Annotated in this window: 23 protein-coding genes; 12 read left to right on the top strand and 11 right to left on the bottom strand. The window is 56.7% G+C overall.

Going from position 1 to position 25,167, the window contains the following annotated elements; translation table 11 throughout:
• Nucleotides 1-26: 26 nt before the first annotated feature.
• The 5 genes from I6I94_RS06670 to I6I94_RS06650 all read right to left on the bottom strand — a co-directional run bounded on the left by I6I94_RS06670 (nucleotide 27) and on the right by I6I94_RS06650 (nucleotide 4,655).
• Complete coding sequence (locus I6I94_RS06670; protein WP_128087209.1) at nucleotides 27-362, bottom strand: TrbC/VirB2 family protein; 336 nt, start codon at nucleotides 360-362, stop codon at nucleotides 27-29.
• Nucleotides 363-377: 15 nt separating this feature from the next.
• Nucleotides 378-881: a hypothetical protein gene (locus I6I94_RS06665; RefSeq protein WP_128087210.1), complete on the bottom strand. Its 504-nt coding sequence runs from the start codon at nucleotides 879-881 to the stop codon at nucleotides 378-380.
• Between the two features lie 63 nt (nucleotides 882-944).
• Complete coding sequence (locus I6I94_RS06660) at nucleotides 945-1,670, bottom strand: PAT1 family protein (RefSeq protein WP_128087211.1); 726 nt, start codon at nucleotides 1,668-1,670, stop codon at nucleotides 945-947.
• 595 nt (nucleotides 1,671-2,265) lie between these two features.
• Complete coding sequence (locus I6I94_RS06655; RefSeq protein ID WP_201620533.1) at nucleotides 2,266-3,225, bottom strand: hypothetical protein; 960 nt, start codon at nucleotides 3,223-3,225, stop codon at nucleotides 2,266-2,268.
• Nucleotides 3,222-4,655 (bottom strand): hypothetical protein, encoded by a 1,434-nt coding sequence (locus I6I94_RS06650; RefSeq protein WP_201620532.1) that lies wholly within the window; start codon nucleotides 4,653-4,655, stop codon nucleotides 3,222-3,224. Before I6I94_RS06650 ends, I6I94_RS06655 begins: the two co-directional genes overlap by 4 nt.
• 279 nt (nucleotides 4,656-4,934) lie before the next feature.
• Between I6I94_RS06650 and I6I94_RS06645 the strand changes: the two genes are divergently transcribed.
• From I6I94_RS06645 to I6I94_RS06630, 4 genes are read left to right on the top strand one after another with little or no spacing between them, the layout of a single operon-like run.
• On the top strand, nucleotides 4,935-5,414 hold the full coding sequence (locus tag I6I94_RS06645; protein ID WP_201620531.1) for a hypothetical protein: 480 nt from the start codon (nucleotides 4,935-4,937) through the stop codon (nucleotides 5,412-5,414).
• A gap of 44 nt (nucleotides 5,415-5,458) precedes the next feature.
• On the top strand, nucleotides 5,459-5,938 hold the full coding sequence (locus I6I94_RS06640) for a hypothetical protein (protein ID WP_201620530.1): 480 nt from the start codon (nucleotides 5,459-5,461) through the stop codon (nucleotides 5,936-5,938).
• A 45-nt stretch (nucleotides 5,939-5,983) separates the two neighbouring features.
• Nucleotides 5,984-6,460, top strand: a complete 477-nt coding sequence (locus I6I94_RS06635; RefSeq protein ID WP_201620529.1) for a hypothetical protein — start codon at nucleotides 5,984-5,986, stop codon at nucleotides 6,458-6,460.
• Between the two features lie 6 nt (nucleotides 6,461-6,466).
• A complete protein-coding gene (locus tag I6I94_RS06630; protein WP_201620528.1) occupies nucleotides 6,467-7,579 on the top strand; it encodes a zeta toxin family protein in 1,113 nt (370 codons plus the stop codon).
• Between the two features lie 83 nt (nucleotides 7,580-7,662).
• Here I6I94_RS06630 and I6I94_RS06625 read toward each other — a convergent pair whose 3' ends face one another.
• Nucleotides 7,663-8,238 (bottom strand): DUF4913 domain-containing protein, encoded by a 576-nt coding sequence (locus I6I94_RS06625; protein WP_052029807.1) that lies wholly within the window; start codon nucleotides 8,236-8,238, stop codon nucleotides 7,663-7,665.
• A gap of 269 nt (nucleotides 8,239-8,507) precedes the next feature.
• Nucleotides 8,508-8,984 carry a hypothetical protein gene (locus I6I94_RS06620; protein WP_201620527.1) on the bottom strand — a complete coding sequence of 159 codons (477 nt, stop codon included), beginning with the start codon at nucleotides 8,982-8,984 and terminating at the stop codon, nucleotides 8,508-8,510.
• Between the two features lie 106 nt (nucleotides 8,985-9,090).
• Between I6I94_RS06620 and I6I94_RS06615 the strand changes: the two genes are divergently transcribed.
• Complete coding sequence (locus tag I6I94_RS06615; protein ID WP_201620526.1) at nucleotides 9,091-9,543, top strand: hypothetical protein; 453 nt, start codon at nucleotides 9,091-9,093, stop codon at nucleotides 9,541-9,543.
• Nucleotides 9,544-9,992: 449 nt separating this feature from the next.
• Here the strand turns inward: I6I94_RS06615 and I6I94_RS06610 are convergent, their stop codons facing one another.
• Nucleotides 9,993-12,878: a choice-of-anchor M domain-containing protein gene (locus I6I94_RS06610; RefSeq protein WP_006889052.1), complete on the bottom strand. Its 2,886-nt coding sequence runs from the start codon at nucleotides 12,876-12,878 to the stop codon at nucleotides 9,993-9,995.
• Between the two features lie 169 nt (nucleotides 12,879-13,047).
• Here I6I94_RS06610 and I6I94_RS06605 point away from each other — a divergent pair, with 169 nt between their 5' ends.
• From I6I94_RS06605 to I6I94_RS06585, 5 genes are read left to right on the top strand one after another with little or no spacing between them, the layout of a single operon-like run.
• Nucleotides 13,048-15,426, top strand: coding sequence for a TIGR03773 family transporter-associated surface protein (locus tag I6I94_RS06605; RefSeq protein ID WP_128087221.1), 2,379 nt, complete (start codon nucleotides 13,048-13,050; stop codon nucleotides 15,424-15,426).
• Entirely contained in the window at nucleotides 15,416-17,050 is a 1,635-nt protein-coding gene (locus tag I6I94_RS06600) for an anchored repeat ABC transporter, substrate-binding protein (protein WP_006889050.1), read from the top strand. The genes I6I94_RS06605 and I6I94_RS06600 overlap by 11 nt, the downstream gene beginning before the upstream one ends.
• Before the next feature lie 42 nt (nucleotides 17,051-17,092).
• Nucleotides 17,093-18,127, top strand: coding sequence for a choice-of-anchor M domain-containing protein (locus tag I6I94_RS06595; protein WP_128087222.1), 1,035 nt, complete (start codon nucleotides 17,093-17,095; stop codon nucleotides 18,125-18,127).
• Nucleotides 18,120-19,040: an anchored repeat-type ABC transporter ATP-binding subunit gene (locus I6I94_RS06590; RefSeq protein WP_128087223.1), complete on the top strand. Its 921-nt coding sequence runs from the start codon at nucleotides 18,120-18,122 to the stop codon at nucleotides 19,038-19,040. The genes I6I94_RS06595 and I6I94_RS06590 overlap by 8 nt, the downstream gene beginning before the upstream one ends.
• On the top strand, nucleotides 19,037-19,909 hold the full coding sequence (locus tag I6I94_RS06585) for an anchored repeat-type ABC transporter permease subunit (protein ID WP_128087224.1): 873 nt from the start codon (nucleotides 19,037-19,039) through the stop codon (nucleotides 19,907-19,909). Before I6I94_RS06590 ends, I6I94_RS06585 begins: the two co-directional genes overlap by 4 nt.
• Before the next feature lie 37 nt (nucleotides 19,910-19,946).
• Here I6I94_RS06585 and I6I94_RS06580 read toward each other — a convergent pair whose 3' ends face one another.
• From I6I94_RS06580 to I6I94_RS06570, 3 genes are all read right to left on the bottom strand, one after another.
• Nucleotides 19,947-20,624, bottom strand: a complete 678-nt coding sequence (locus tag I6I94_RS06580) for a hypothetical protein (protein ID WP_128087225.1) — start codon at nucleotides 20,622-20,624, stop codon at nucleotides 19,947-19,949.
• Between the two features lie 321 nt (nucleotides 20,625-20,945).
• Nucleotides 20,946-21,380 carry a hypothetical protein gene (locus tag I6I94_RS06575; RefSeq protein ID WP_006889070.1) on the bottom strand — a complete coding sequence of 145 codons (435 nt, stop codon included), beginning with the start codon at nucleotides 21,378-21,380 and terminating at the stop codon, nucleotides 20,946-20,948.
• A 65-nt stretch (nucleotides 21,381-21,445) separates the two neighbouring features.
• Nucleotides 21,446-22,150, bottom strand: coding sequence for an RHS repeat-associated core domain-containing protein (locus I6I94_RS06570; RefSeq protein ID WP_201620525.1), 705 nt, complete (start codon nucleotides 22,148-22,150; stop codon nucleotides 21,446-21,448).
• A 432-nt stretch (nucleotides 22,151-22,582) separates the two neighbouring features.
• Between I6I94_RS06570 and I6I94_RS06565 the strand changes: the two genes are divergently transcribed.
• Both I6I94_RS06565 and I6I94_RS06560 read left to right on the top strand, forming a co-directional pair.
• Nucleotides 22,583-23,254 (top strand): carbonic anhydrase, encoded by a 672-nt coding sequence (locus I6I94_RS06565; protein ID WP_128087227.1) that lies wholly within the window; start codon nucleotides 22,583-22,585, stop codon nucleotides 23,252-23,254.
• Nucleotides 23,255-23,380: 126 nt separating this feature from the next.
• Nucleotides 23,381-24,952: a SulP family inorganic anion transporter gene (locus I6I94_RS06560; RefSeq protein WP_128087228.1), complete on the top strand. Its 1,572-nt coding sequence runs from the start codon at nucleotides 23,381-23,383 to the stop codon at nucleotides 24,950-24,952.
• Nucleotides 24,953-25,167: the final 215 nt, after the last annotated feature.

The following is a 25,167-nucleotide window of genomic DNA, read 5'->3' as shown; positions in this document are numbered from 1 at the left end:
CCAGAGTTAGTTAGTATCAGTAACTATTAGCGACAGTTCAACTTGCCAGCGATAAAGACAGAGGCAATACCAACCGCCGCAGTCACCACAATAGCGCCCCCAATCCACCAGCCGATTTTCTTAAAAGCACCCTCACCCGACTCATGCCGGTGCGAGAAAAACATGCCCGCACCAATGATTACCAGACCAATAACACCCAATGAAGCGGCGATGCCCGTAACCCATGCCTGCATTGTGTCCAGACCATCACACATTTCTTTCGGGGCGGGCTTTATCTCAGCATGTGCTGCCGACATTACAAAAGGAAGCGATAGAACCGCACCCAAAGCACCATATCCCAAAGACTTCACTGACTTTTTCATAATGTATTTATTCCTTTACTCAATAACACCGGCCGGAAGACCGGAAATCACATTTTTAACCGCTTTCACAACCGCCTTGTCAGCAGCCGCTTCAGCAGTGAGAGATACCGCCCGCAGGCGTGGTACCCACGGTACGGAAATAACCGAGTTAGCCCCGGCTAAAATCTTGATTTTATGTTTCACAGGACGCACCGCTGCCCCCGGGGCGTCAGCAACGCACAGAATTGCTGCAATATCCACGCCGCTACGGTGAACAGACAAGAAATCGAAACACGCCTGTATTGATGTCTCAGTGGTACGCGCTACCAACACCAGCGGCCTCCCCGAGGCTACCGCACGGTCAATATCAACCACTTCGCCTAGCCCCAGCAGTGAAGCCCACGTTGTAGCACCCGATACTGGTGAAACCCCATACACGATCGGGGACAGCTGCCCGCCCTGTGGCGCACTCACCGGAGGCACAGGCTCGCTAGGCGCAGACTCTTGAGAACCTGCCGGCTCCGCGCCAACAGTGTTCATCGCCTCACCAGCACCCGCAGGACCCCTTAGATCTTCCTGAGGTGAAACCGGAGTGTACTGCGGCTACACCGGCGCACTAGGCTGAGGCTCAAAAGCCTGCGGGTACTGTGGTGCGAAAGCGCCCGAAGCCCCGTCAGCTACAGATGGCTGGGGCTCACTCACAGGCAGCACAGGCCCTGGAGCACCTACCTGCTGCGGCGGAATCTGCTCCTGTAAGCTTGGCTGCTGTTGTTGGTACTGAGTGAGAGGAGCCTGCTGCGACATGGGCGTTTCCGGCTGAGGATTCCCATAAAAACGGTTATCTGCCGACTGCCGATGCTGTGCTACTGGCGCTTGTTGGACTGGTGTGTGTTGTTCTTGGTGAATCTGCGGTGGCTGTGTTCTTTCCGGCAATGAATTTCTTGCAGCATCCTGATGTTTTTGCTGATAACCCTGAACGGCAGGCTGCGGATGTGCCTGTTCATATCTTGGAGGGTTCTGCGCATAATACCCGTTAGGGGGCTGCTGCGCTGCGGATGCGTCCGGCACATTACCACCGCCTGCTGCATTGGTATTGGTGATGCCGGGATTGTGTGGCCGTGAGTAGCCGTAAGCTGGCTCGGCAGTATACGTGTAATAACGAGAGGAAGGTGCCCCGGCGTTACCTTTAGCCCCGGCAGAGGCGGCAGGTGCGTTCGTATCGGACTGCTCTGCGGGTGCTGCAACATACCCGTACCCGCCATCAGCAGGTACCGTCACAGAACTGTCTGGGGTAACGGTAGCATTGTTACCCCTTATCGGGGTACTCATATTAGGGTGTATTTCTTTCTATTTATCACGCGGTGAGACGGCTGGCCCGTCCGAAGATGATTATAGGCAACAGAAGCTTCCCGATTCAAGCGGGCCAGAAGTCAAGTCTATTATAACTATACACTTCATGAACTATCACAAGAGGTTATCCGAGTAAAAATTTATGTTTTACAAGGAAACAAAAGTATGCCCTGTTTTTTGACAGCCTACTACCATATAAACCATATAAGTGCAGCAAATAGGAGGATAGGAAGAGCTACCCTCCGGCAGCTGACTGTTAAACTTTAGTGTAAAACTGATACTTTCAAGCTCTAAGACACGCACAGTAGGGCAGCCCTCACGTTTAACTTGCAATTATTAGGCCTTGCAGCTCCTGCACCACCCACTGCAAAGCGATCAAAAACATACTTATTGAACAGAGCCCACAAACAATTCGCCTGGGTTGAGAGGCTGTTTCACCACCCAATCCAGGCGAATTTTAGTTCTTTCTCAAGAACAGTTGAGTTATACCTACAAGGCATATGGCAGGCACACGCCTGGGAACACCCACAACCTCAGCGAACCAAGGGTGAAGCAAGCTCCCTAGACGGGCTCTTTACGCCTGCTGCCTGCGCTTCCGCGATGCAGCATAGGTGAGCGCTACACCCGTTGCGAATAGTCCGGCAGCGGTAGCCACCGGGGTGGCTGAGAAACCGGTGTTTGCCAGGTTACTTGCGCTCTTCGCAACGGTTGCCTGGCTCTCACTCTGCGCAACAGAAGCAGCAGCCGGGTTGTTAGCAGGCACAGCAACGGTCCCAGAGTCTTGAGCCTGCTGAGCGGCAGGAGCAGCCGGGGCGGCCTGAGAACCTGCAACAGCGGCAGACCCGCCGGACGCACCATTAGCTGCAGCACCAGCACCCGAGCCGCCAGCTGCTGCCTCAGAAGCAGGGGTGTAAGCAGGAGTATAGGCCGGAGCCTGTGCAGCCTGTGCCTGCGCGGCGGGGGCCGCCTGAACAGTAGCCTGAGCGGCAGGGGCCTGCACGGGTGCTGCCTGAACCGGAGCCTGTGCAGCGGAACCGCCTGCCACAGAGGTGTCGGCTGAGGCGGCAGGAGCTACCGGGGCTGCCGGGGCAGGAGTTTCAACCGGTGCGGGCTGGACAGGCTGAACGGGAGCAGGCTCGGTATCAACCACGGGAGCCACCGGGGCGGGAGCTACCGGGGCATCAGGCGTAGGAGCAGGAGCCGGAGTGGGGTTAATTGCCGGGTCGGCAGGCGCAGGGGTCGGATCAATAGCAGGATCTGCCGGTGTCGCATCCCCCGGAGCGGGAGTCAGTCCAGGGGTGGGGAAAAACCCGACGGGGTCCTGCTCTGTAGCAAGAACCGGAGCCTCAGGCTCAGCAGCAGGCTGAACAACAGCTGCCGGGGAAACCGCAGCAGCGGGCTCTTCAGTTGCCACAGCCGCAGGGGTGTACGCTTCAGAGGGGGCATCATCAGCCATAGCCGGAACCATATTAATAGCTGCAAGAACAGCCAAACCGCCCAGTATTGTCACTTGTTTCTTCATGGGGTCACTCACTCTCCATCTTTCTTAATAATTGTCATGTGGTGATGGTCGGCTGATAACAGCACGGATGCTCCATCATGGTTAACACCAAGAACCTCACCTTCCGGGCTCTTGCGCACCCCACCGGGGCCAGCCCACGAAACGCCGCCCGTGCCGCCAGAAAGGTGAAAGCCCACCGGAAGTGGGGTAGCTTTTTCAGGGACCATCTCTATGGTATACGTTGAACGAGTGTTACAGTCGATAATTTGCTTACCTAATAGTAGTGTCGAACCAGAAAAATCTACCTTGGCCCCCTCTGATGCGTCAACGGAGACCTTCGCCGCAATATCATCAGAACTCACCGACTGAAAAACCAGGGTTGAACGGCCATCAACAGACCAGAGCGTCATCACCTCGCCACGCGAGCTCACCCCAGCCCACGATATAAGACGCGCCCCCTCCCCCGGTGAGGCAAGCTTATGCGAGCCCTCAACCTTGCCGGACGAATCAGCCGTAACAACTGTTCCTCCGTCCTGGGAAGTAGCCCAGTACGCCCGTGAACCATCAGTAGAAATAAACGACGCGCCCTCGGCCGGGGTGCGAAACTCTTTGGGCGATGACCCCAGCAGCGTTACTTTCGCTGGTTTAGACGGGTTATCACGGTTAACCAAAGCAGTAACCCCTTGACGGGTGAGCATTTGCTGGTCTTTAGCGGAGTACCGCAGCACCTCACTGAATTTCTTATCACTGGACCACGTGAGGTAGGACTCTTTACCAACGTATGCGAAACCACCCTGGTGGGGCCGTATTGTCAGTTCAGAAAGCGCATTATCAGGCTCTTTTACCTCCGTTTTGCTGACTTCCTCCCCCGTCTGAGCCGATACAACATACAGTGTTTTACCGGACAGGTAGGTGACATATTTACCGTCCTGAGAGACGGCGGAAACTTCAGCAGCACCAGTTAACTGGACGGCATCGCCTTTCTTCTCCTGGGCAGAGCTAGGACTTTGGGGTTCTGCGCTAGTTTCATGAGACTCAGCCGCAACAGTTCTCTCCCCCTGATTCGAGAGAAAAAACATGACCCCCCACACGCCGCCACCCAGCAGCCCCACAACAAGAACCAGAGCCAGCGGAACAAGAAACACTGCCCGCTTGTAGAAGGGTTTGTTCTCCGCAGCAGGGGCCGCTACCGCTGCTTGAGGAACCACCATATTTTCGGGCTCAACAAAGCCATCTGGGTACACCACCATCACTTTGTCGTTGCCCTGTATATCTACTACATGAACGTATACCGGGCGTCCCAGATTACCTGCAATAGTGGAAACATGGGCGTAGGAATGGGATAAGGCCGCATCAGTTGTGGCTTCTTGAAAGAAGCGGGACTCCTGATCTTGAACAGTTAACTCAACAACAGCTGGCCCTCGAACAACGGCATCCACACGCGGGTACCTTGACGGTTCCATTCTTCCCTCCTTGCGATGCCCCTATTCATCATAGAATCCGGGCAGCTGGCGCGCCCTGCGGGGTACTCATAAATGTACATATATCGTAGCAAGGTTCACTGAGCCGCCACGGCACCCTAAAACTGCCCAGCGACAGGACCATTATTCAAGACATGTCGACCGTTAAACGATGATGATACATAGCTGAACGTAATTTGAAATGCCCTATATTCAGTCATTTCTTTTGTTATAGTAAATATTGATACTTTTCAGCACTTCAGCAGGAAGGCACTATGGAACGTGGAACTGCAAGAACTCGTTGAAAAAGCACGCCATACCAAAGTCCGCAAAAGGCTCATGGACCTAGAAGTCTACCGCATGATCAACACTATTCTGAGCACCGGAGCCGAACCACAAGCAATAACCCAATATTTAGGCATCCCCACCTCAGAACGCGAAGCCATGATCCAAAAAGCAGAACGTGTTGAGCCTATCCGTGCCGGGTTTAGCTCTGGCTCTCCGTATGAGATCTGTCAACGCTACTATGTTGGTGAACTTACCCGTGCTCAGGCGATTGATGAGCTTGTTCGTTGGGAGTACAAGCCTCAAGCTAAAGGTGAGGAGTGGGATCCTTGGGGTATGGAAGGAGGAGCACCCGAAGTCCCCGGATCCTGGGACGACCTCGACACCGCAGAAGTACACAAACTCATTGACGACGACTTCTTCAATGAGGTTGCTGATCAAATCGACGCGAAAGCTCAGGCCACCCCTGAAGGATAAACCCCTAGACCGCGCACCCAACTACTCGTAACGGAAAACACACCATGGAACTGCAAGATACTGTCGCTAAAGCCTACAAACTACGCGTTGAAAAAGAACTCATCGAACTTGCCGAACTCCGCATGGTCAAAGCCCTCGCTGATGCCGGAGCGAAACACAACCAGTTCGCTCGCGGACTCGGCATCAGTAAATATGAGCTGCCCGATATGCTCAAAAAAGCAGAACGTGTTGAGCCTATCCGTGCCGGGTTTAGCTCCGGTTCTCCGTATGAGATCTGCCAACGCTACTATGTTGGTGAACTCACCCGTGCCCAAGCGATTGATGAACTCGTCCGCTGGGAATACAAGCCTCAAGCTAAAGGAGAGGAGTGGGACCCTTGGGGTATGGAAGGAGGAGCACCCCGTGTCCGCGGATCCTGGGACGATATGAATACCGCCAAAACCCACAAACTTATTGATTACGACTTCTACACTGAAGTTGGCGATAAAATCGACGCGAAAGCCCAGGCCACCCCCGAAGGATAAACCCCCTAGACCGCGCACCCAACTACTCGTAAAGGAAAACACACCATGGAACTGCAAGACCTTGTTGCTAAAGCCTACAAACTACGCGTTGAAAAAGAACTCATCGAACTTGCCGAACTCCGCATGGTCAAAGCCCTCGCTGATGCCGGAGCGAAACACAACCAGTTCGCTCGCGGGCTCGGGATCCGTCAAAGTGACATCCCCAAAAAAATTCAAGAAGCTAACGAAGTAGAACCTATCCGTGCCGGGTTTAGCTCCGGTTCCCCGTATGAGATCTGTCAACGCTACTATGTTGGTGAACTCACCCGTGCTCAGGCGATTGATGAGCTTGTTCGTTGGGAGTACAAGCCTCAAGCTAAAGGAGAAGAATGGGACCCCTGGGGCATGGAAGGAGGAGCACCCGAAGTCCCCGGATCCTGGGACGACCTCGACACCGCAGAAGTACACAACCTCATTGACTACGACCTAGTACTAGAAGTCTCTCGGACACGAGCCGCCATACGCCGCGCCGCAGAAGGATAAACCCCAATGACCGACCGTATCACCGATACCCGTACCCATAAAGAAAATATTGATAAACTCTCCGTTCAAGGCGGGCCATTCGACGCATGGGGGGCCAACTCCACCTATCAAAAAGCCATAGACCCACTATCTGAAGACGCGTCTCTTACCAAAGAACGAAAAGAATTACACAAACGGCTTCTGGATAAATATAAAGAAACCCACGGATACGACAATATTGATACCGAACGCAAAACCATTATGATGGCCGGGGCACCCGGAGCAGGAAAAAGCACTACCCTCAAAAGAGCCCTCGACGGAAGCCCTGACACTTACCTGCCCATTGACCCTGACGCCTTTAAAGTGCTCCTCATTGAAGAAGCCATTAAAAGCGGAGAAATTAACACCTTCTACAATATCCCCGAAGTTAAACAGCTCACCGACCAAGGCGAAAAATTCTTCCCCATGGACTTCGGCAGCCTCGTCCACCAAGAATCAACCTACCTTGCTGAAGAACTTCTTAAAGACGCACAACGCGAAGATAAAAACGTTATTCTTGACAGGGTCTACAGTAACCCCAGCACCCTTCAACGAGACATTGACCGGTTACAGAAAAAAGGTTACCAAGACGTTAGCCTTATTAATGTGGAAGTCACCCAAGAAAACTCACATAACCGTGTCTACTCCCGCTGGGAACACGACTACACCCATACCCTCACAACAGGTCAAGGGCTCGGCGGGCGCCCTGTTCCCGCCGAATTCATCGACAGCGTGTTCGACCCCAAACTACGTGGTGAGCACCCCTCAGGGCCCGCCCGCGCTACTTACGAAGCCGCTAAAAACAACGACACTGTTACCTCATATACGGTATGGGACAACAACGGCTCCGAACCGCAGCGTATTTTCGCGGCAAAAGGCGACAGCCTTCACGCTTGGAGAGAAGCAGGGGCCGTCCCCGCCGCCAAGCCTCAACCAAACCGGCAGCAGAGCCCTGAAACACAGCTTTCGCTTAATAACAGGCTCAGCACCACGCGCGGGCAGAGTCCCCAGAAAGATGCAGGCCCCAAGCCTCAACAAAATAATAACGACCAGCACCACAAGAGGAGAAAACCACCAGAGCAAGGCGGCCCGCGCCTCTAACCCCGCCACAGCAGAGCCACCAGTTACATTAACAGTAACTGGTGGCTCTCCTCCATGTGGGGCCCTATCCCACAGCAGGCTAACTAGCCGGGGTTATGTCCGCTGCCGCCGTTAATGCCCCCAACCTGAAAACTTACGAAATCATCAAACCCATCATCAGTGATATACACAAGCTCCTGCATCTGCCGGTGCCCCTGCTGGCACTCCCTGAAATAGCCCTTTAAACGCTCAATGCTTGAGTCGAACAAGCGCTCATGCCAGTAAAACGCGCTGTCTGAAAAATCCCCACCCTGGTAAGCCGCTTTCCAGGAAGCCCACAACGCTGTCAGCTCCTCAACCGCAGCCCCGTGCCGATACCAGCATGGGGCTATCCTAAACCTGCCCGTACTGAAATACCGAAAATTCAGCCAATCAACCCAAGACCTTAACTCGTTCCACAGACGAGTAGCCTCAGCCGGGTCAGAAATATTACGCCAACAATACTTAGAGGGCTCACTCGTTGAGCCCCCACCAGCAGTTTCTACAGCATACACCCGGTCCCGCAGCTCTTCATACATGTCAATAAGCTCAGACATGTTGTTATACAGCTCAACAAGCGTGGCTCCCAGTGAATCAATATTCCACTCAATATCCTCCGGACGGACGCCCCCATCAGCCATAATTCGTTCTCCCTTCGAAACACAGCATATAGCCCCACACGGAAAACCTACACGCTGGTTCTTACTGGCCTCTTTCAATAGCTAAAGTATTTAACTACCACCCTCTAGTTTAAGTCACTATCACATTTTAAAAAGCGAGAAAACACGCAATCAGAAGACTCACCGGGCAAACCCATAGAATGCACCCGCCTCAGGTGTGCACATACCCGCCCAAGTACTTTTAAGAGCTGATTTTAATGACTCAATCCTTGTATTCAGACATCGGATGGTTATCCTTCTGCAGCGCGTCGTAGAGCGGCTCGTGTCCGAGAGACTTCTAGCATGAGGCTGTGGTCGATCAGTTTGTGGGTTTTAGCGGTGTGCATATCATCCCAGGAACCGCGGACGCGGGGTGCTCCTCCTTCCATACCCCAAGGATCCCATTCCTCACCTTTGGCTTGAGGCTTGTATTCCCAACGGACGAGTTCATCAATTGCTTGGGCACGGGTGAGTTCACCAACGTAGTAGCGTTGACAGATCTCATACGGGGAGCCGGAGCTAAACCCGGCACGGATAGGCTCAACACGCTCTGCTTTTTTGAGCATATCGGGCAGCTTGTATTCGTTGATACCGAGTCCGCGAGCGAACTGGTTGTTTTTTGCTCCGGCATCGGCGAGGGCTTTGACCATGCGGAGTTCGGCAAGTTCGATGAGTTCTTTTTCAACGCGTAGTTTGTAGGCTTTAGCGACAATATCTTGCAGTTCCACGTTTTGTGGTGCCTTCCTGCTGAAGTGCTGAAAAGTATCAATATTTACTATAACAAAAGCAATAAATACATATAATGAGGGTATTTACGAAGAGAAGCTCCCCCTTGTGAACAACCTCATGATGCCCCGCCGCACGACAAAATATCTCAGCATTACCGCCGGTGCCACCAGCTACCTCAGCATCAACCCCAACGGAACCATCACCCACCGCACCTGGACCGGACGCCGCATCACCACCCCCATCAACGCCTACACCTACACCCCCACAGAAACCACCGCCGAAGGCGACTTCCACCCCGACCAGCTCAAACTCTACAACAGCAAAGGACAAAAAATAGCCTCCTTCTCCCCCAGGACCCTCAAGGAATACACCATCGCAGCCCACCTCATCTTCCGGCAGACCGAACACCGCTGGGCCAACATGAACACCCCAGAAAACGCACACACCATCACAAAAGCCGCCGCCCACCCCCTCAACATCACCCGATCCCTGCGCAGGTTCCGCAACGGCAACAACCTCGCCACCGAAACCCTCACCCCCACACACCCCAAAAACTAACCCTGGGTTGCATAAGAATCACCGCCGAGGCGGGGTGTTTAAGTCTCTGATTGTTCTAAACCCTCCAAGAATTCAGCGTACCTAGGATGCCAGGAAAGTATGGCTGCAGTTATGAGGAGACTCACCACACTATGCTGACCTATTATTGTGTGACCCTATAAACGAAAATCTGTAAACAATTATTGGGCAGGCACCCTGCACTATATATTTCGTGAAATTTAAAGAGTGCTTTCGGATATTTTTTAGCACGCACCTGCGTGAGGGTTCCATACAATAACTCACATTTATCGTTCACCGTACTCTAATACATTCAGGTTCATACGTAAATAGCCAGATATTGCTCAGAAATATGGCGTCCCGGCCTGTCAGTATTGTTCTACAGGCCGGGACGCCATATACCCCTAGAGGAACGCTATTCACTCGTGGGGCGAGTATGCTGCTGCAAAGAATCAGCGTGAGCTGCGGCGGCGGATGACAACTAAAATAATGCCGCCTGCTAAGGCAGTCGCACCCGCAGCAGCCACACCAGCGGCCGCGAACCCTGTGTGCGCCAGCGCCCCAGCCGAGGAGCCCGCACCGGAAGACCCGCCGGATGCCGCCCCAGATCCGCCAGAGCCGCCGGCGTACGATCCGGCCGCGCCAGCACCACCATCAGCTGAGGCACCGTAACCGTCTGATGAACTGCCATCCGAACCGGTGCCGGCCCCAGTATAGCCATGAGCACCGGCACCGTAGCCATTATTCGCGGGTGCAGGCGCGGCACCGGGTGATGAGTCACCTGCCCCGGACGAGGGTGCTGTGGCCTCAGGTTCGCCAGCGGGTGCAGGCGCAGATGTGGTGTCGTCGGTGGTGCCGGTACCGGGGGTGGTGCGGTCAGAACCGGAGGGTGCAGCGGTACCGCCCCCAGACACGCTGGGGGCTGCAGATCCGGTGGAGTCGCCGGTTGAGCAGCCGTTCGCGGCCTCATCCCCCACCGCAACCTGCATGCGCTGCACCTCGCTCTTTACCTCCGTACCGTCCTTGAGGGTGGCGGTGTAGTACACGTCAAACCCGTACCGGCCGGGTTCGGTAAACACCCAGTTCGCGTGCGCGTGAGTGGCGTACGCAATATCAATCGTGTCTTTGCCGGTGGTGGAGTCAAGAAGCACATCCGCTCCGGTCAGTGACTCTGTGAACACCCCAAACCGGGCGCCGCGCGGCATGGTGCGCGGCACCACGTGCAGTTTCACCCCGCCCGACAGCTGGGAGTAGTCAATATTCTCGGTGCTGTACCCCGGCCAGGGCAGCCCCTTGATCTGGGTCTGGGGCAGCCCGTAGAAGGCGGTGCCTACCGGGCCGATGAAGTTCAGGGCGGGGCTGCTCATGTGCTCATTACGGGTGCGGCGTGCCCGATCGCTCACGGTGAGCACCACCGAGTCAAGGGGGCGCACGGTCGAGTCCGGGTCGATCAGACCGCTATCGTCTTTCAGGCCCACGTGAAGCTGCTTGTTGCGCAGCTGCCCCTGAATGTCGAGGTGCCCGTCGTGGATTTTGCGGCGGCCATCAAGGGTGCGGGCATCACAGGTGGGGTGCGACGGGGCGGGTGGGGGCGCTGCAGCCGATGCGGTAGGCTCACCCTGGGCTGGTCCTGAGGCGGCTGGTGCTGGGCTGGTTGGTTCTGTGCGGGCCGGGGCGGGGGTAATAGGCGCAGCGGGTGTGGCGCTCGGGCTGGACGATGGGTCGGGCGTTTCACCGGCGGGGGCGCTGGGTGCGGGGTCGGCGGGGGCCTGCCCGGCGGTTCCCTCCACGGTGAATGTGCCGGATGCGCTATAGTCGCCGCCGCGCCGGTAGTCACCGGTGAGTTTCACGCTCGAGGCGCGCGCGTTCATATCTGGGTGCGGCAGTACTTTGGCGATCAGTTCACTGTTCTCAAAGTAGCTGTCTTCCCGGTAGGTGAAACGCGCCACCCCGTTTTCGACCGTGGTTTCAATATCGAATTTGGGGTATTCGTAGTCGTTGGGGGCGTAGAACCCGCCGCGAATAAACCCGCGGAAGTTCGGGTCGGCGAAGGTCACCTCAATCGTGCGGTATCCTTCCTGCGTGGAGGGTACGGTGCGCACCGTGTAGTCGCCGCTGGTGGGGGTGTAGGTGGCGGTATTGAGGGTAGTGTTGCGCTCTTCGGGGGTTTTTACGGGCCATTGGCCGTTGCCGTCGTCACTGTACACGCTCTCAGCCCGCCCGGGCTCATACGCGAGTTGATGCGAGATCCAGCGTGCACCGCTGTCGCCTTCAGGGGTGAACACCGCCTGCAGGTGGGATGATTCGCCGCCCATCATTTCGCTCCAGGTGGCGGTGCCGTTGGTGACATCAAGATCCGTCAGAAAGTACCCGTTGTTGTACAGGGTGAGCTTGCCTTTGAGGTTTTTATCGCCCGCTGTGAAGGTGATGTCGCTGAGCTTATCGTCGGCGTCTCTCCTCTTGGCGGGGTCCGGGTCTGGGGTGTGCGGTGCCACGGACAGCACATATTTGGCGGTGTCCAGGTTCCCCACATTCGCGGCGTTATAGCGCTCTTCTGTGGGTACGGCGGTGGGGGTTCCGTCACCAAGAATAGGCTTATTGCCGCCCACCTGCCACACGAGTTTCTGCGGCGCGGACTGGATGATTCTGCCGTCGGTACCGCGGGCCACAGTGCGGTAGGTGACTTCGTACCGCCCGGGCCGGGTGAAGGTGGTGGTGTTGTGGGTGTGGCTGCCTTTGCTCAGCAGCCAGGAGTGCCAGCCGGTGCTGGTACTTGAGAGAATGCGGTTGATCTGAGCGGGGCCGTCGTCGGGGTTGTACCGGAACAGCTCCATACGCCCGGGGCCGTCCACCGAGAGGATGTCGGTGGCGAACACCCCGTCACGGAACTGTTCGGTAGGGATTTTGACAGATGCACCCAGACCCGCCCAGATGGGGTCGTGGTTGCCCCAGGTGAGGGTGGGCGCCATGTAGAGGGTCTGCCCGGGTTCACCTAGAAAACCTAGGCTGGGTGAGTTGGGGAGGGTGAGGGTGTATTGTGAGGCACCGTTACGCCCGTCCCAGCCTTTACCGACCCAGTTGACGGTTTTGTCGAGGTCGTAGAGGTCTGCGCCGGTCTTGTAGGGGTTGGATTCATTTTTGAGAACGAACGTGCCGTTTTCCCAGTAGGCTTTGGGGGCGTCCACGTGGCCTTTGGTAGTGATGATGCGCCCGTCGTCAGGCCCGGCGTGGGCTGTGATGCTGGGGGCTAACCCGGTGAGGATGATCAGCGCCGCGACGGAGAGGCGCGCTAGGGGTTTTCCGGGTGCCCGACGTTGGGTTCGGAGGTGCGTGTTCATGCTTTCCTTTCTAATTTTTACGGGCAATAGCGTAGCATTTTTGCGAATAATTGTCATTAACAAAAATGCTCTGTATAGTGATTCCCGAATACGCCAACGGCGCGGGGGCGAACGTACTCCCCCGCGCCGAACCGCGCCCAGTCACCGCATCACGCACCTGGAGGAACACATGCAACGAAGCACATCCGCCCTGACCCTACTCAGTGCCGCATCGCTCACCTGCGGGCTTGTCCTCACCCCCGCAGTACCAGCCCTCGCGCACGAAGAACACGGCACCGCGAGCGCATCGGACACCACTAGCAACCAGAGAACCCACCGTATTGATGGGGAAAATACTGTTGCCGGGGTGCACGCCAACCTGGTAGATCTCTCCCTGCGCGACGGTGCGTTCACACTGGGTTCGAGGGCCAGCACACACGACGGTGAAGGTATTTACGATCCCGCACGAACTGTTTTCCACCTGCCAAATACTGACTCCACCCGCAGCACTGTGGCTGCAGGCTATGAATTTATTGCCCCCAAAGGCACCCCTATCTGGTATATCCCGCACACCGGCACCGGCGGGGTTCTTCACCCCGGCTTCGGGGCTGATAATATCCCCCGCGACGCACTGAAAGAGAACAAAATATCGCTCGAACTTGTGCGCACCCAAACCCCTGATGGTGGCTCCGTTGAGGTTTTCCGTGAGGACCCCAGCGGCCCCACGCGCCTGTTCAGTTCACGCGAGAATCTGCCCGCCCACACCATAACCGCGGGTGAGCAGGCGCACCCCGGGTGGGCATTTACCGCACCGGGTGTTTACCGGCTTACTTTCCGGGCGACAGCTCAGCGCACCGACGGCACGCCGATCAGTGCCGAGCAGACCTACACGGTGGCGGTGGGCGATGTTCCAGCCAATATTTTTGAGCAGATGCGCACCCAGGAGAGCGAGCGGCACGGCGGCACATCCAAAGCCACTGACCATTCGGCAGCCGCGAGCGCGGCTTCCCCCGCCGGTGCAGGTGCCCCGAAAACCCCGGCCAATATTTCGGGGGCCAACACCCACAATGTGCGGCAGGCGGGTGCCCCCGCCAGCGGGGGTTCGAACGGTGCACCGCAGCAGCCACGAGTCGAGAGCCCTGCCGCGCAGGGGCCCGCGCCAGAGCCCCAAGCGCAGCAGGCTGGTAACAGTGCCAGCCAGGGGTCGGGGGCTGCCGATCGCAGCACCCCGGAGGCGGTCAATGCGGCGGAAGATTCTGGGGGTAATGGTGCCGCCAGCGCTGCCGACTCAGGCGGCACCGGAACGGGCGGTACTGTACAGAGCATCACCCCGCCGGCGGGTGCATCCGGCGGTAAAAGCGTGCGCGGCTCCAATAGTGCCAATGTGGCCCCCGGTGCGTCTCATCAGGGTGCGGCAGCCGGGTCGGGTTCCGCCGGGGGTGGAGCGGGTTCCAGTGGGGCTGGTTCGGGCGGGTCGGATTCGGCGGGGTCGGGCAGCGAGAAATGCTACGCCACCGAGGTTCAGGTCAAAGACGCCAAACAGTCCCTGCGCAGACCCGCGTCCGTCCTGAGTGTTGAGCCTGCGCTGCACACGGCAACGGTGCAGAACGTGGCTGAATACGGCGGGTCAGACCGCGCCACTGAAGGGCACTTCGATGTGGGTCCGGTGCTGAACGGCTCCACACTGAGTTCCGCCGTGAAAGATGACCGGTTCAGCCCGCCCAAGCATGTCTCCCCCGGCTCACTTAATTTCGTGTTGGGTGATGCTGCGAAGCTGAAATTCCCGGCGGGCATGGAAGATATTGCCCCCGCGGGAAGTACCGTGCACATGATTGGGGCTACGCAGCAGGCGGGCGTGCCGTGGCTGGGGTGGAGTACCCAGGATCCTGAGCTTCTCAAGCAGGCCGATGGACCGGTCACCATGAGCTTGAAGGGGTTCGACGGCCCCGGCTCAATGTCGGTGTTCCTCTCGGGTAACTTCGGTTCCGCCGGGCAGAAAGTGTTCACCTCCCGCGGCGGCTCATTTCAGGTTCCGCTGAATACGCACCAGCACAGCAACTGGGTGTTTACTGCGGAGGGCCGCTACCGGGTGACGATCGGCTGGCAGGTGCGCCTGAAGAACGGGCAGACCGTCGAGAGCACATCGACCCTGAACTTTACGGTGGGTAACGGCAGCGGGGAAAACACCTCCGGCGGTGATAAGCAGCAGGGGGCGCAGAAACCCGCAGAGAACGGCGGCCACCGCGGAGGTGCGCACAATGATACGCCCGCTGGCGAGAGCAAAACCCCCGATAAGCAGGCGGGGCGCGGCACTGTGGATGCGGCCAGCGGTATTGTGACGAAACCGGACGGCACGAAGGTGCGCATCGTTGGTAAGACCGCCTCGGGTAAGGACTGCGCCCTCACCAACCAGGAACTTAAGGATGCGCAGCAGGCCGCTGCTGCCGGTCAGTTGGCCAGCACCGGGGCCGGTTTTAACCCGTTTATGGTCAGCACCTCCGTGCTTGCTGTCGCTTTAGGCGGCATGATCGTGTACGCCGTGCGCCGCCGCAAGCGTCATGCCGCGTAATGGGCTCAGCCGCCGCGCTTTCCTGGGTTTTCTGCCTGTCTGCGCGGCGTTAAGCGCCTGCACCGCACAGAATACGTCCTTGGGTTTTGATGCCGACGGGCGTCTTCAGGTGGTGGCGACAACCCCGATTTTGGCGGATGTGGCGCGTGCTGTTGGTGGCGAGCGTGCGCGGGTACACGCCCTCATTCCCAATGGTGCAGACCCGCATTCCTATGAGCCGAGCCTGCGGGATGTGCGCGATGTCGCCTACGCGCGGCTGGCGTTCACCAACGGTCTGCTGCTGGAACAGCGCAAAATGGTGGCGATGGTGAGCTCTAACCTGCCGCAGAGTTCGGCGCAGGTGGCGGTTGCCGAAAGGATTGAGCAGTACGGCGGCAAGCTTGAACCCGTGGTGGAGGATGCCTCGCTGGATTCTATCTGGCTGGGGCTGCGCGTTGAGGGCACCGAGCCTTCGGGCGCATCCGCCAGCCATTCCGCTGATTCGCCTGCGGATTCGGATGCTTCGGTCGCGTTTTCGGTTACCCGGGTGAAGGGTCCCGGGCAGGTTGCGGCGTTTATTACACAGACCTTCGGTGCGGTCGAGATGATGTGCGATTCTCAGGCGCGCGGCACGCAGGAATCCGCTCAGGATGGTGTGAGGGTGCGTACCGGCGATATGGGGTCGCTGGAGCTTCCGCTGCAGGCGCATACGCATCTTTCGTGGGCTTTTGCGGATGCCGGTGTGTACGAACTTGATGTTCTGGCAACGCCCCGCAACGCACCCGAGGGGGTGCGGCAGGCGCAGGGGACACTGCATGTCGTGGTGGGTGAAGACCCTGCCGAGGCCGCCTCTCGTCTGGGCGCAAATACAACCGTTTTAGCCTCCGGACATGCGGATATAGCCTTTCAGGCATATACGGGGCGGCTTGTGATTCGCGCCGATAGCGGCGGGAAAGTCACCGAACACGACTTGGCTCGTACGATCATTGCGGTTCCTTCGCGCACTCTGCAGGAGGTTCCTGCGGGCGGCCAGTACGGGTTCTTGAGGGGGTCTTCGCGCGAACATCGGGGGCAGGTGTATTTGCTGGCGCAGGCGGTGCTCGGCAAACATGTGCACGGCGAGATAGACCCGCATATATGGCATTCGGTGCCGAATATGAAGGCAGCCGCGCAGGTCATGCGTGATGCTCTCGCTGAGGCTGACCCGCCCGGAACCAGCCTGTACACGGCGAATACCGAGCGTGTTATGCGCGAGCTCGATGAGCTGGACTGGGAGATTCGCGGCATCTATGCGTCTTTGCCCGAGGCCTCGAAAAACCTGATTACCACCCATGATGGGTACCGCTATCTGGCGAGCACTTATGGGCTGAGCGTGGCGGGATTTGTGACGCCGGTGGCGGGCAGTGAGCCGAGCATCCAGCAGCGGCAGCGACTGCAGCGCACTATCAGGGATTTGCGTGTACCGGCCATATTTCTTGATAAGAATACCCGCGCGCGAAGCCCGGTTTTGCGTGAGGTCGCCCATGAAAACGGGGTTCAGGTGGGCACCCTGTATTCTGATTCGCTCGATGATGAGGCGCCCCACTATGCGGATATGATGCGCGCTAACGCCCGGGCTATACAGCAGGCCATGGGCGGCTTGTAGACGCCCGCAAAATGCACTTTTAGTACTGTGAAGGAAACACCCTTGAAAAATTCTATTTTTAGCATAAATACTGGTCAGAAGGTTATTTCAGCTGCCCTTAGTGCCGCCCTACTGGTTTCGGCTGGTGGTGTTGCCCATGCCGACCCGTCACCGGCGGCCGCCTCGTCAAGACCGAGTGGGGATAACCTCAGCAAAGAGCAGAAGGCTCTGCAGCAGACGCTCTCACCCGAGCAGCCGGTGGGCACGGGACGCACCGAAATTTCGAGCGGGCATGTTGATATGGGTCCGCGTTTTACCGACGGTAAGTTTCAGCTCATGATCCATGACGATCATGCCGCTACACCCATCTGGCGCAGCGTGGACGATGTACTGTACCGCGGCTCCGATGCGGCCCTTCGCCAGGTTCCTGATGATGACCGGTATTCGTTTGTGGGTGCACGGCCCGGCGAACAGGTGTATGTGATTCCGCAGACCGAGACGAAGGGGGTTGTCTGGCCTGGCTGGACCACTCAGGACCCGGGGCTTGTGCAGAAAACCCCGCGCGGGGTCACCCTCACCCTAGAGCAGGTTCAGGGGCCGGGGCAGTTCACACTGTACCTGGAGAACGGGAACTTCTCGAAACCGCAGGTTTTGTGGGATTCGTCCAAACACGAGCCGCAGGATATATGGGTTGAGAAGAACACGCACACCCACGCCAATTGGGTGTTTACCAAGCCCGGCGCCTATCTGCTGAAGGTGACGGCCCGTGCGGAGCTTGCGGATGGTTCGGTTGTTTCCGATACCCGCTATATGAAGTTCGCCATCGGGGATTCGGTGACTGCGGACGAGGTGTACGCTCTGGCGCAGCAGGCCACGGATCAGGCACCGGCGGGCGAATCGGAGGGCGCGCACTCTGCGGCTGCTTCCGATAGTCCGGGGGCCTCATCCGGCGGGTTCCCTGTCCTGCCGGTGGCGCTCGGCGCGGGGGCTGTGGCGGTGCTTGCCGCAGCGGGCCTCGTCATGATGCGCCGCAATAAGGCCGCGCAGGCGCAGGCCGAGCGCATCACGGCGAGCGGAAAGGGCACGCGGGATGAGTAAAGGTACCACCGTGCTAGGCTCCAAAAACGACCCCGCGCCGGGGAGTGAAAATCCGACGCTGAGCATCCAGAACCTCTATGCGGGGTACGGGCGGCGGGCGGTACTGCGGGACTTTTCGCTCACCCTGAACCCCGGCGAATTTGTGGGTCTTCTCGGGGCGAACGGTGCCGGAAAAACCACGCTGTTACGTGCCATTATGGGGCTGCTGCATCCTGCCTCGGGGAGCATTCGGGTGCTGGGCAGTACTGCGCGCACCGCGCGGGCGCGCATCGGCTATGTGCCGCAGAAGCACCAGTTTCAGTGGGATTTCCCGATCACCGTCAAGGATGCGGTCATGACCGGGCGAACCCGCGAGATCGGCTGGTTTCGTCGCCCTAAAACCGCTGATTGGGTCAAGGTTTTTCACGCCCTAGAACGCACGGATTTAATGCAGCTGAAGAACCGTCCCATCGGAGAGCTTTCCGGCGGGCAGCGGCAACGGGTGCTTCTGGCGCGTGCCCTCGCGGTTGAACCGGCTCTTTTGCTTCTTGACGAACCCTTCACGGGGGTGGATGCGCCCACCCAGTCCGCGCTCACCGAACTGTACCGGCAGCTGGCGGGCGAGGGCGTGACGATTCTGATGTCTACCCACGATATTGTGGCGGCACGGGAGTCTTGTTCGCGGCTGTGCGGGGTGCGCGGTTCCTTGAGTTTGGACGGCAAAGCCGAGGATTTTTCACCGCATCAGCTTTACGCCTGGGTGCACGGGCACGAACTTGAGGGCGAGGGTGAAAGCACAGGTAAAGGCGGAAGCGCGGGCACAAGCCCATCGCCCGAGATACTTGTACCGGGCGCAGGCGGCGACTCGACCAGCAGCACCCGGCAGGGGCATCCTACCAGTCATCGTGTAACCCCGCAGGAGGCAGCAGCATGATTACCCCCCTCGATTTTCTGTTTGACCTTTTCAACCCTTCCCTGGCGTTTCTGCCGCGCGCCCTCGCCGCAGTGACGCTGGCTTCTTTGGTGACGGGCGTGGTGGGGTGCCATGTGATGATGCGCGGCATGGTTTTTATTGGCGATGCGGTTGCCCACTCGGTGTTTCCCGGCTTGGCGGTTGCGTTCGTTATCGGCGGCAACCTGGTGTTCGGGGGCTTGATCGCGGGCGTTATCACGGCGGTTTTGGTGGCTATTTTCAGCCAGAACCAGAAGCTGCGAGAAGATTCGGTGATCGGTATTTTCTTTGCCGGTTCGTTCGCGTTGGGTATTGTGATTATTTCGCTGGCGCCGGGGTATTCGGGGTCGATTCAGGATTTCCTGTTCGGTTCGATTGTGGGGGTTTCACGCGGCGATATTGCCCAGGCGGCGGCTATGTCCGCCGGGATTCTGCTGCTTCTGTGGCTGTTTCATCGGCAGCTGGTGACGGTGAGCCTGGACCGTGAAAGTGCACGCGCGTTAGGGTTGCCGGTGCTGTTGCTGGATATTCTGTTGTATGTGCTCGTGACGGTTTCCGTGGTGATTTCTTTGCAGACGCTCGGGAATGTGCTGGTGCTTGCGCTCATTGTGGTTCCGGCCAGCGCATCGCGGCTCGCATGCCGCCGTTTAGGCACTATGATGCTGTTCTCACCGGTTTTCGGCGTGCTGTGTTCGACGGCGGGGCTGTACTTCTCGTGGGCGTTTAACCTGCCGACTGGCGGCACGATTGTGCTGACGATGGTCGCCGCTTTCGTGCTGGTGTGGGCGTTCACCTGGATGCACCAGCGAGTCAGACGCATTCCTGAGACCGCCCATTCCCTGCCGGTTTAGGATTTGCCGCGCCCGTCTCAAGGCTCTCACCGTCGTACTAGGTCAGTGAGAAATAGTCTGCGATAACATCCCACCGGCGTCGCAGCACGTGCTGATCCGCGAAGAGCGTGGCGTCGCGGTCGGTAAGATGTGCGTGCACGTTCCGGTAGAGTTCATCGCGCAGGTCGTTCATCGTGTTTACGGACAAATACCCGAGCACATCCGGCAGCACGGTATCGAGGCGCTGCTGCTGCAGCTCCTGCCCGGTAAGCGCCACATAGTCCGCCAGATCAAAGGTTTCCATGAACCGATGAGCGGCGGTGCTGAAACAAGTGAATGCTTCTATATTGAGCGTCCCATCGGGCCTCAGGTAAGTCATTCTCGCTTCGTGATCTACAAATTCGTGGTAGCGGGGGTGGCCAACGCTTATAAAGTACAGATCGCCGTCATGCGGGGAGGGCACAGATTTAAGAGGCTGATCGAGGTGTGCCGATATTTTTCGCAGGGTTTTACGCCATTTTTTAGACATCACATAAAACGCCGGGATACCGCTGTAGTTCCCCGGCGTATGGTTGAATGTTGCGTAGAGAAAAGCAGCCCGAAATATGAGGTCTTCACCGTATTCTTGGATGAATACGGGCTGATTTTTGCGTGGTTTCGACCAGCCCAGTGAGCCCAGGTGCTCGCGGAATGCTTCACCGCTGGAAACATCCCGGTATGTGTAGTTGTCCGCCATGCTATCCCCCATATACAGCCTATTTTTAGCAACCACCCTACCATTTGCGAGCGCGTGGCCCTGCGTTTATCGTCGTGTTTTTCTGCCGCCTATGAGGGATTTTACCGGCATCAGAGCGCCTACTGAGGGGAGATGCAGCATTAAAACACTACAAGGCTTTAAAACACGTAAGCCTGTGTCCGACAACAATTACAAAGATAGTAAGAAGTGTTGTGGTGCTGATGTCGCTGCATTATGATCCTGATTGGCAATCCTGGTGAGAAAACCCTAGTGTTAGTATAGCCAAAAGTTGCAACATATAATCAGCAACCTTAGCGGATGCTAATGTTTTTGAAGAAATGCTTCAATGTCGTCACAGAGCTTAGGCTCTGGATAATCACTATTAATCAGCGCCTCCAGACCCACTGGTACACGTTGTTCTTTATCTGGCTCTTCTAACATCAGATAGGTTGCCAAGGCAATTGTCTGCACCTCCAATACCTTACCTGAATTAGGATCTTGGTTTGCCTCCATCTCATCAAGCTGGTCAGAATACTTAGCCATCAACTGCTCACTCTCCTGAAATTTATCAGCAGTTTCGGCATCAGCCAGAGTCAAATGTTCGACAAACTCATAAACATCTTTTGCATCCCATCCAGTCACATCAAGGATCTCCAAGCATTTGCCTTTATAAAATGCCAGACCAAGCCCTTTTGCCAAAAGCTCATTGATGAGATTGTTGGAGCGTTCGCCCAACTGATCACGATATACACTCATCTTATTCTTCTCCTTACATTGCCCCCCACAAGCGGGGTAACAACATTTACATTTTCCACCAATGATTAACAGACGTCTTTACACACACCACGTGATGCAGCCAACTTATTAATCGACAAATTATTGGCTTTGCAATAATTAACTAGTGGCTCTTCAGCATGAGCGTTTCTTCCAACCACCCCTTCTGTTATTTGGCTTCTCACTGCAACAACATCATCTGGCAGATGCCGACGTATATCATTACGCAAGATCGCTCCATCACGACCATTGGAGGCTGCAAGGATTGTTTTGTTTCCTGCGCTGTCAGTGACTTCAGCCATAGCAAGTGCACCATAACGTCGAGCACCATCACCTGCGTTGTCCATTACCCCAACAACTTTTTGTTGCAAATCGTCTGTGGAGTTTCTGATAGCATCAGTGATTGGGTGCGCTTTCAATCCTAGCGCATCAACCCATGTCAAAGGATTAGCGACATACCCCTGCGCAGTCCCCACATTCGACCCCACACCCAACGGATCCTGGGCACCATACACACCACCGGCAGGATCATAAAACCTAAACCGGTTATACACCCACCCAGACTCTTGATCCTCATACTGACCAGCAAACAATACCGGGGAATCCACACCCGACCATTGACGCCTGCCAAACAAAGACTGAGTCACATGACCCGCCACACTCCCCTGCTCAGCATCAATCAACTCCTGCGGGGCACCAGCAAGAACCCACATACGCCCAGCTAGAACATACTCACCCCCCTGATCAGGCACTCGCAGTGTGACAAAGTGTCTTGACATCGCGCCGCAAACACCTGCTAGGATAGGCTGAGCTTAGTTTTTGTCATAACATCACTAAGCACGGTGGGCGGGTTTCCGGACCTGTTTCCCGGCGGCATGGGACGGTGTTTTGCACGGTACCTGCTGGTCCGGTTTCTCCGAACATTTTTAGTAATAAAATAAAGACACACACAATATTTTGAAACGGAATATGCTCACATATCTTATAAGGAGCATTTCTTTAAAGATTTCTGTCCCAATGATCCCCAATTATTTCCTTTTTCTTCAGGGGTGAACTGTGCGTATTCCGTTGTCTTGACTGTTTTTCGCGTCCGTGCGGCCCTTCCAACCCTTCCTTCTGACCGCGCGCTGTAGCTGAGGCGAAAAACCCTTAAATGACGCAAATATATTAGAAAGGAAGAGAACATGAGCCGGTCATACGAGGTTATTTTTGAGAATAACCAGAAGTGGATTGACGCTAAAAAGCAGCGCCAGCCCGACTATTTCAAAGAGTTAGCCGACGGGCAGAACCCCGATTTTCTGTACATTGGGTGCTCCGATAGCCGCGTGTCGGCGGAGGGCCTGATGGGTCTTGAGCCGGGTGAGGTGTTTGTGCACCGTAACGTCGCTAACCTGGTGCACGGGCTGGATATGAACGCCGGTTCCGCTATTGAGTACGCGGTCTCGCACCTGAAGGTTGAGCACATTATTATCTGCGGTCACTATAACTGCGGCGGCGTTAAGGCGGCGATGACAGCCGAGGATTTGGGGGCAATGAACCCGTGGCTGCGCAATATCCGTGACGTGTACCGTCTGCACCGCGAAGAGCTGGATGCGATCACTGATGAGCGTCAGCGCTATGACCGTCTGGTTGAGCTAAATGTGCAGGAGCAGTGCCTGAACGTGATTAAGATGGCGTGCGTGCAGGAACGCTACCTGCTGGATGGTTACCCGATTGTGCACGGCTGGGTGTTCGATATGCGCACGGGCCGTCTGATCGATTTGGATATCGATTTTGAGAATATTCTGGCTGATATCCAGAGCATTTATAACCTGACCGATTCTGAGTGGGTGGTGAACGCGCGTAAGGAATCCTAATAGGGCCACTGCTGCGGCCGGGCGTGAACACCTTATTAACGCGCACGATTATTTTCCGCTGTGCACTGCGGGAGTGTACGGCACGCATCACAACACACAGACAACACATATGAGGAGTATCGGTTTATGGTTAATCAGCCTGTCGAAAAGCTGCCTGTGGGCAGCTTATTAAAGGCCAACTTCGCTTCGGGGTTGGTGGTTTTCTTGGTGGCTCTGCCACTGTGTTTGGGTATTGCCCTGGCATCTGGGGCACCGCCGCTGTCGGGGATTATTTCGGGTATTGTCGGCGGTATCGTCATCGGGTTCTTGAGCACCTCGAACATTAGTGTTTCCGGTCCTGCGGCGGGTCTGGCGGCGATCGTTCTTGAGTCGATTACCAGCTTGGGCGCGTTCGAGCTGTTCCTCTGCGCGGGCCTCATTGCGGGTGCTATACAGCTTGCCCTGGGCTTCCTGCGCGTGGGCAGTATCGCCGAATATATTCCGCTTGCCGTCATTGAGGGTATGCTGGCGGGCATCGGCGTTATTATCATCATTAATCAGCTTCCGTTGGCGTTCGGCAGCGATTTGAAGCTGCGGGAAGACGGCCTGAACGTGTTTGCTGACCTTCACCTCGGGTCGATTCTGGTGACGGTTGTGTCCCTCATCATCCTGATTTCTTGGGATAAAATCCCCGGTTTGAAAAACATTAAGCTTCTGCCCGCCGCACTGGTGGCGGTTGCCGTGGGTATTTTCATGAACTGGATATTTGTGACCTCCAATAGCGGCCTGGCAATTCCGAATAATCAGCTGGTTCAGCTTCCTGTGCCGAAGTCGTGGGGCGATATGGTTGGTTTGGCGACTTTCCCGAATATTTCGGGGTTCTTGGACTCGCACGTGTGGATTACCGGTATCACGATCGCTATTGTGGCCTCGATTGAAACTCTGCTTTCTATTGAGGCAGCCGACCGCCTGGATGTGCACCGCCGTATCACCGACACCAACCGCGAGCTGCGTGCGCAGGGCGTGGGTAATATGGTGTGCTCCACTATTGGCGGGCTGCCGGTGACGTCGGTGGTGGTGCGTTCGTCTGCGAATGCGAACGCGGGTGCAACCCATAAGCTCTCCGCCATTATTCACGGTGTGCTGCTGCTGGTGTGCGTGCTGGCCATTCCGTTCGTACTGAACCTGATTCCGCTAGCGACTCTCGCCGCCGTGCTGCTGGTGGTGGGGTATAAGCTGGCGAGCCCGAAGACCATCTTCCACTTCTGGCGCAAGGGCCTGTACCAGTTCATCCCGTTCGCGGCCACGCTGGTCGCCGTGGTCGTATTTGACCTGCTGGAGGGTGTGGGTATTGGCCTGGCAATCAGCATTTTCTTTGTGCTGCAGGGCAATATGAAGCGCGCCTACTACCTCAGCCGTGAGGAGCTGGCGGAGGCCGACGAAATCACGCTGGATTTGGCGGAAGAAGTATCGTTCCTGAACAAGGCGGCTATTAAGAAGACGCTGAAGAATATTCGCCCCGGCTCGAAGATCACGATTAATGCCGAGAACTCTTCGTATATCGCCAGTGATGTGCTGGAGCTGATTGAGGACTTCTCCAATGTTTATGCGAAGGAGAACGATATTGAGGTGGTGCTCAAGGGCTTCAAGTCGGATTATCACGATGCGGAGCGTGACCGCCACAGCCACGTGAAAGTGGGGCACGCCGCAAGTATCTAAGCGATAAGGCGGGCGGTACCCGTGCCGTATCGCTCCCCCTCGTGTGTATACGCGAGAAGCGGGTTTTTGGCCGGAAAGGTGAGAAAATATCACCCTCTTGGTCAAAAATCCGCTTCTCGCTTTTAAACCTGGCTTAATAATGTACCGCCACCGCCTCTTACAGTCACCACAACCTTAAATGTAATCTGCGTAACATCTAGGCAGCTGAGGTGTTT

This window comes from Rothia aeria (assembly GCF_016726365.1).
GTDB classification, from domain to species: domain Bacteria; phylum Actinomycetota; class Actinomycetes; order Actinomycetales; family Micrococcaceae; genus Rothia; species Rothia aeria.
Note: the sequence above shows the minus strand (reverse complement) of the source record. Positions and strands in the feature narration are given on the sequence as shown.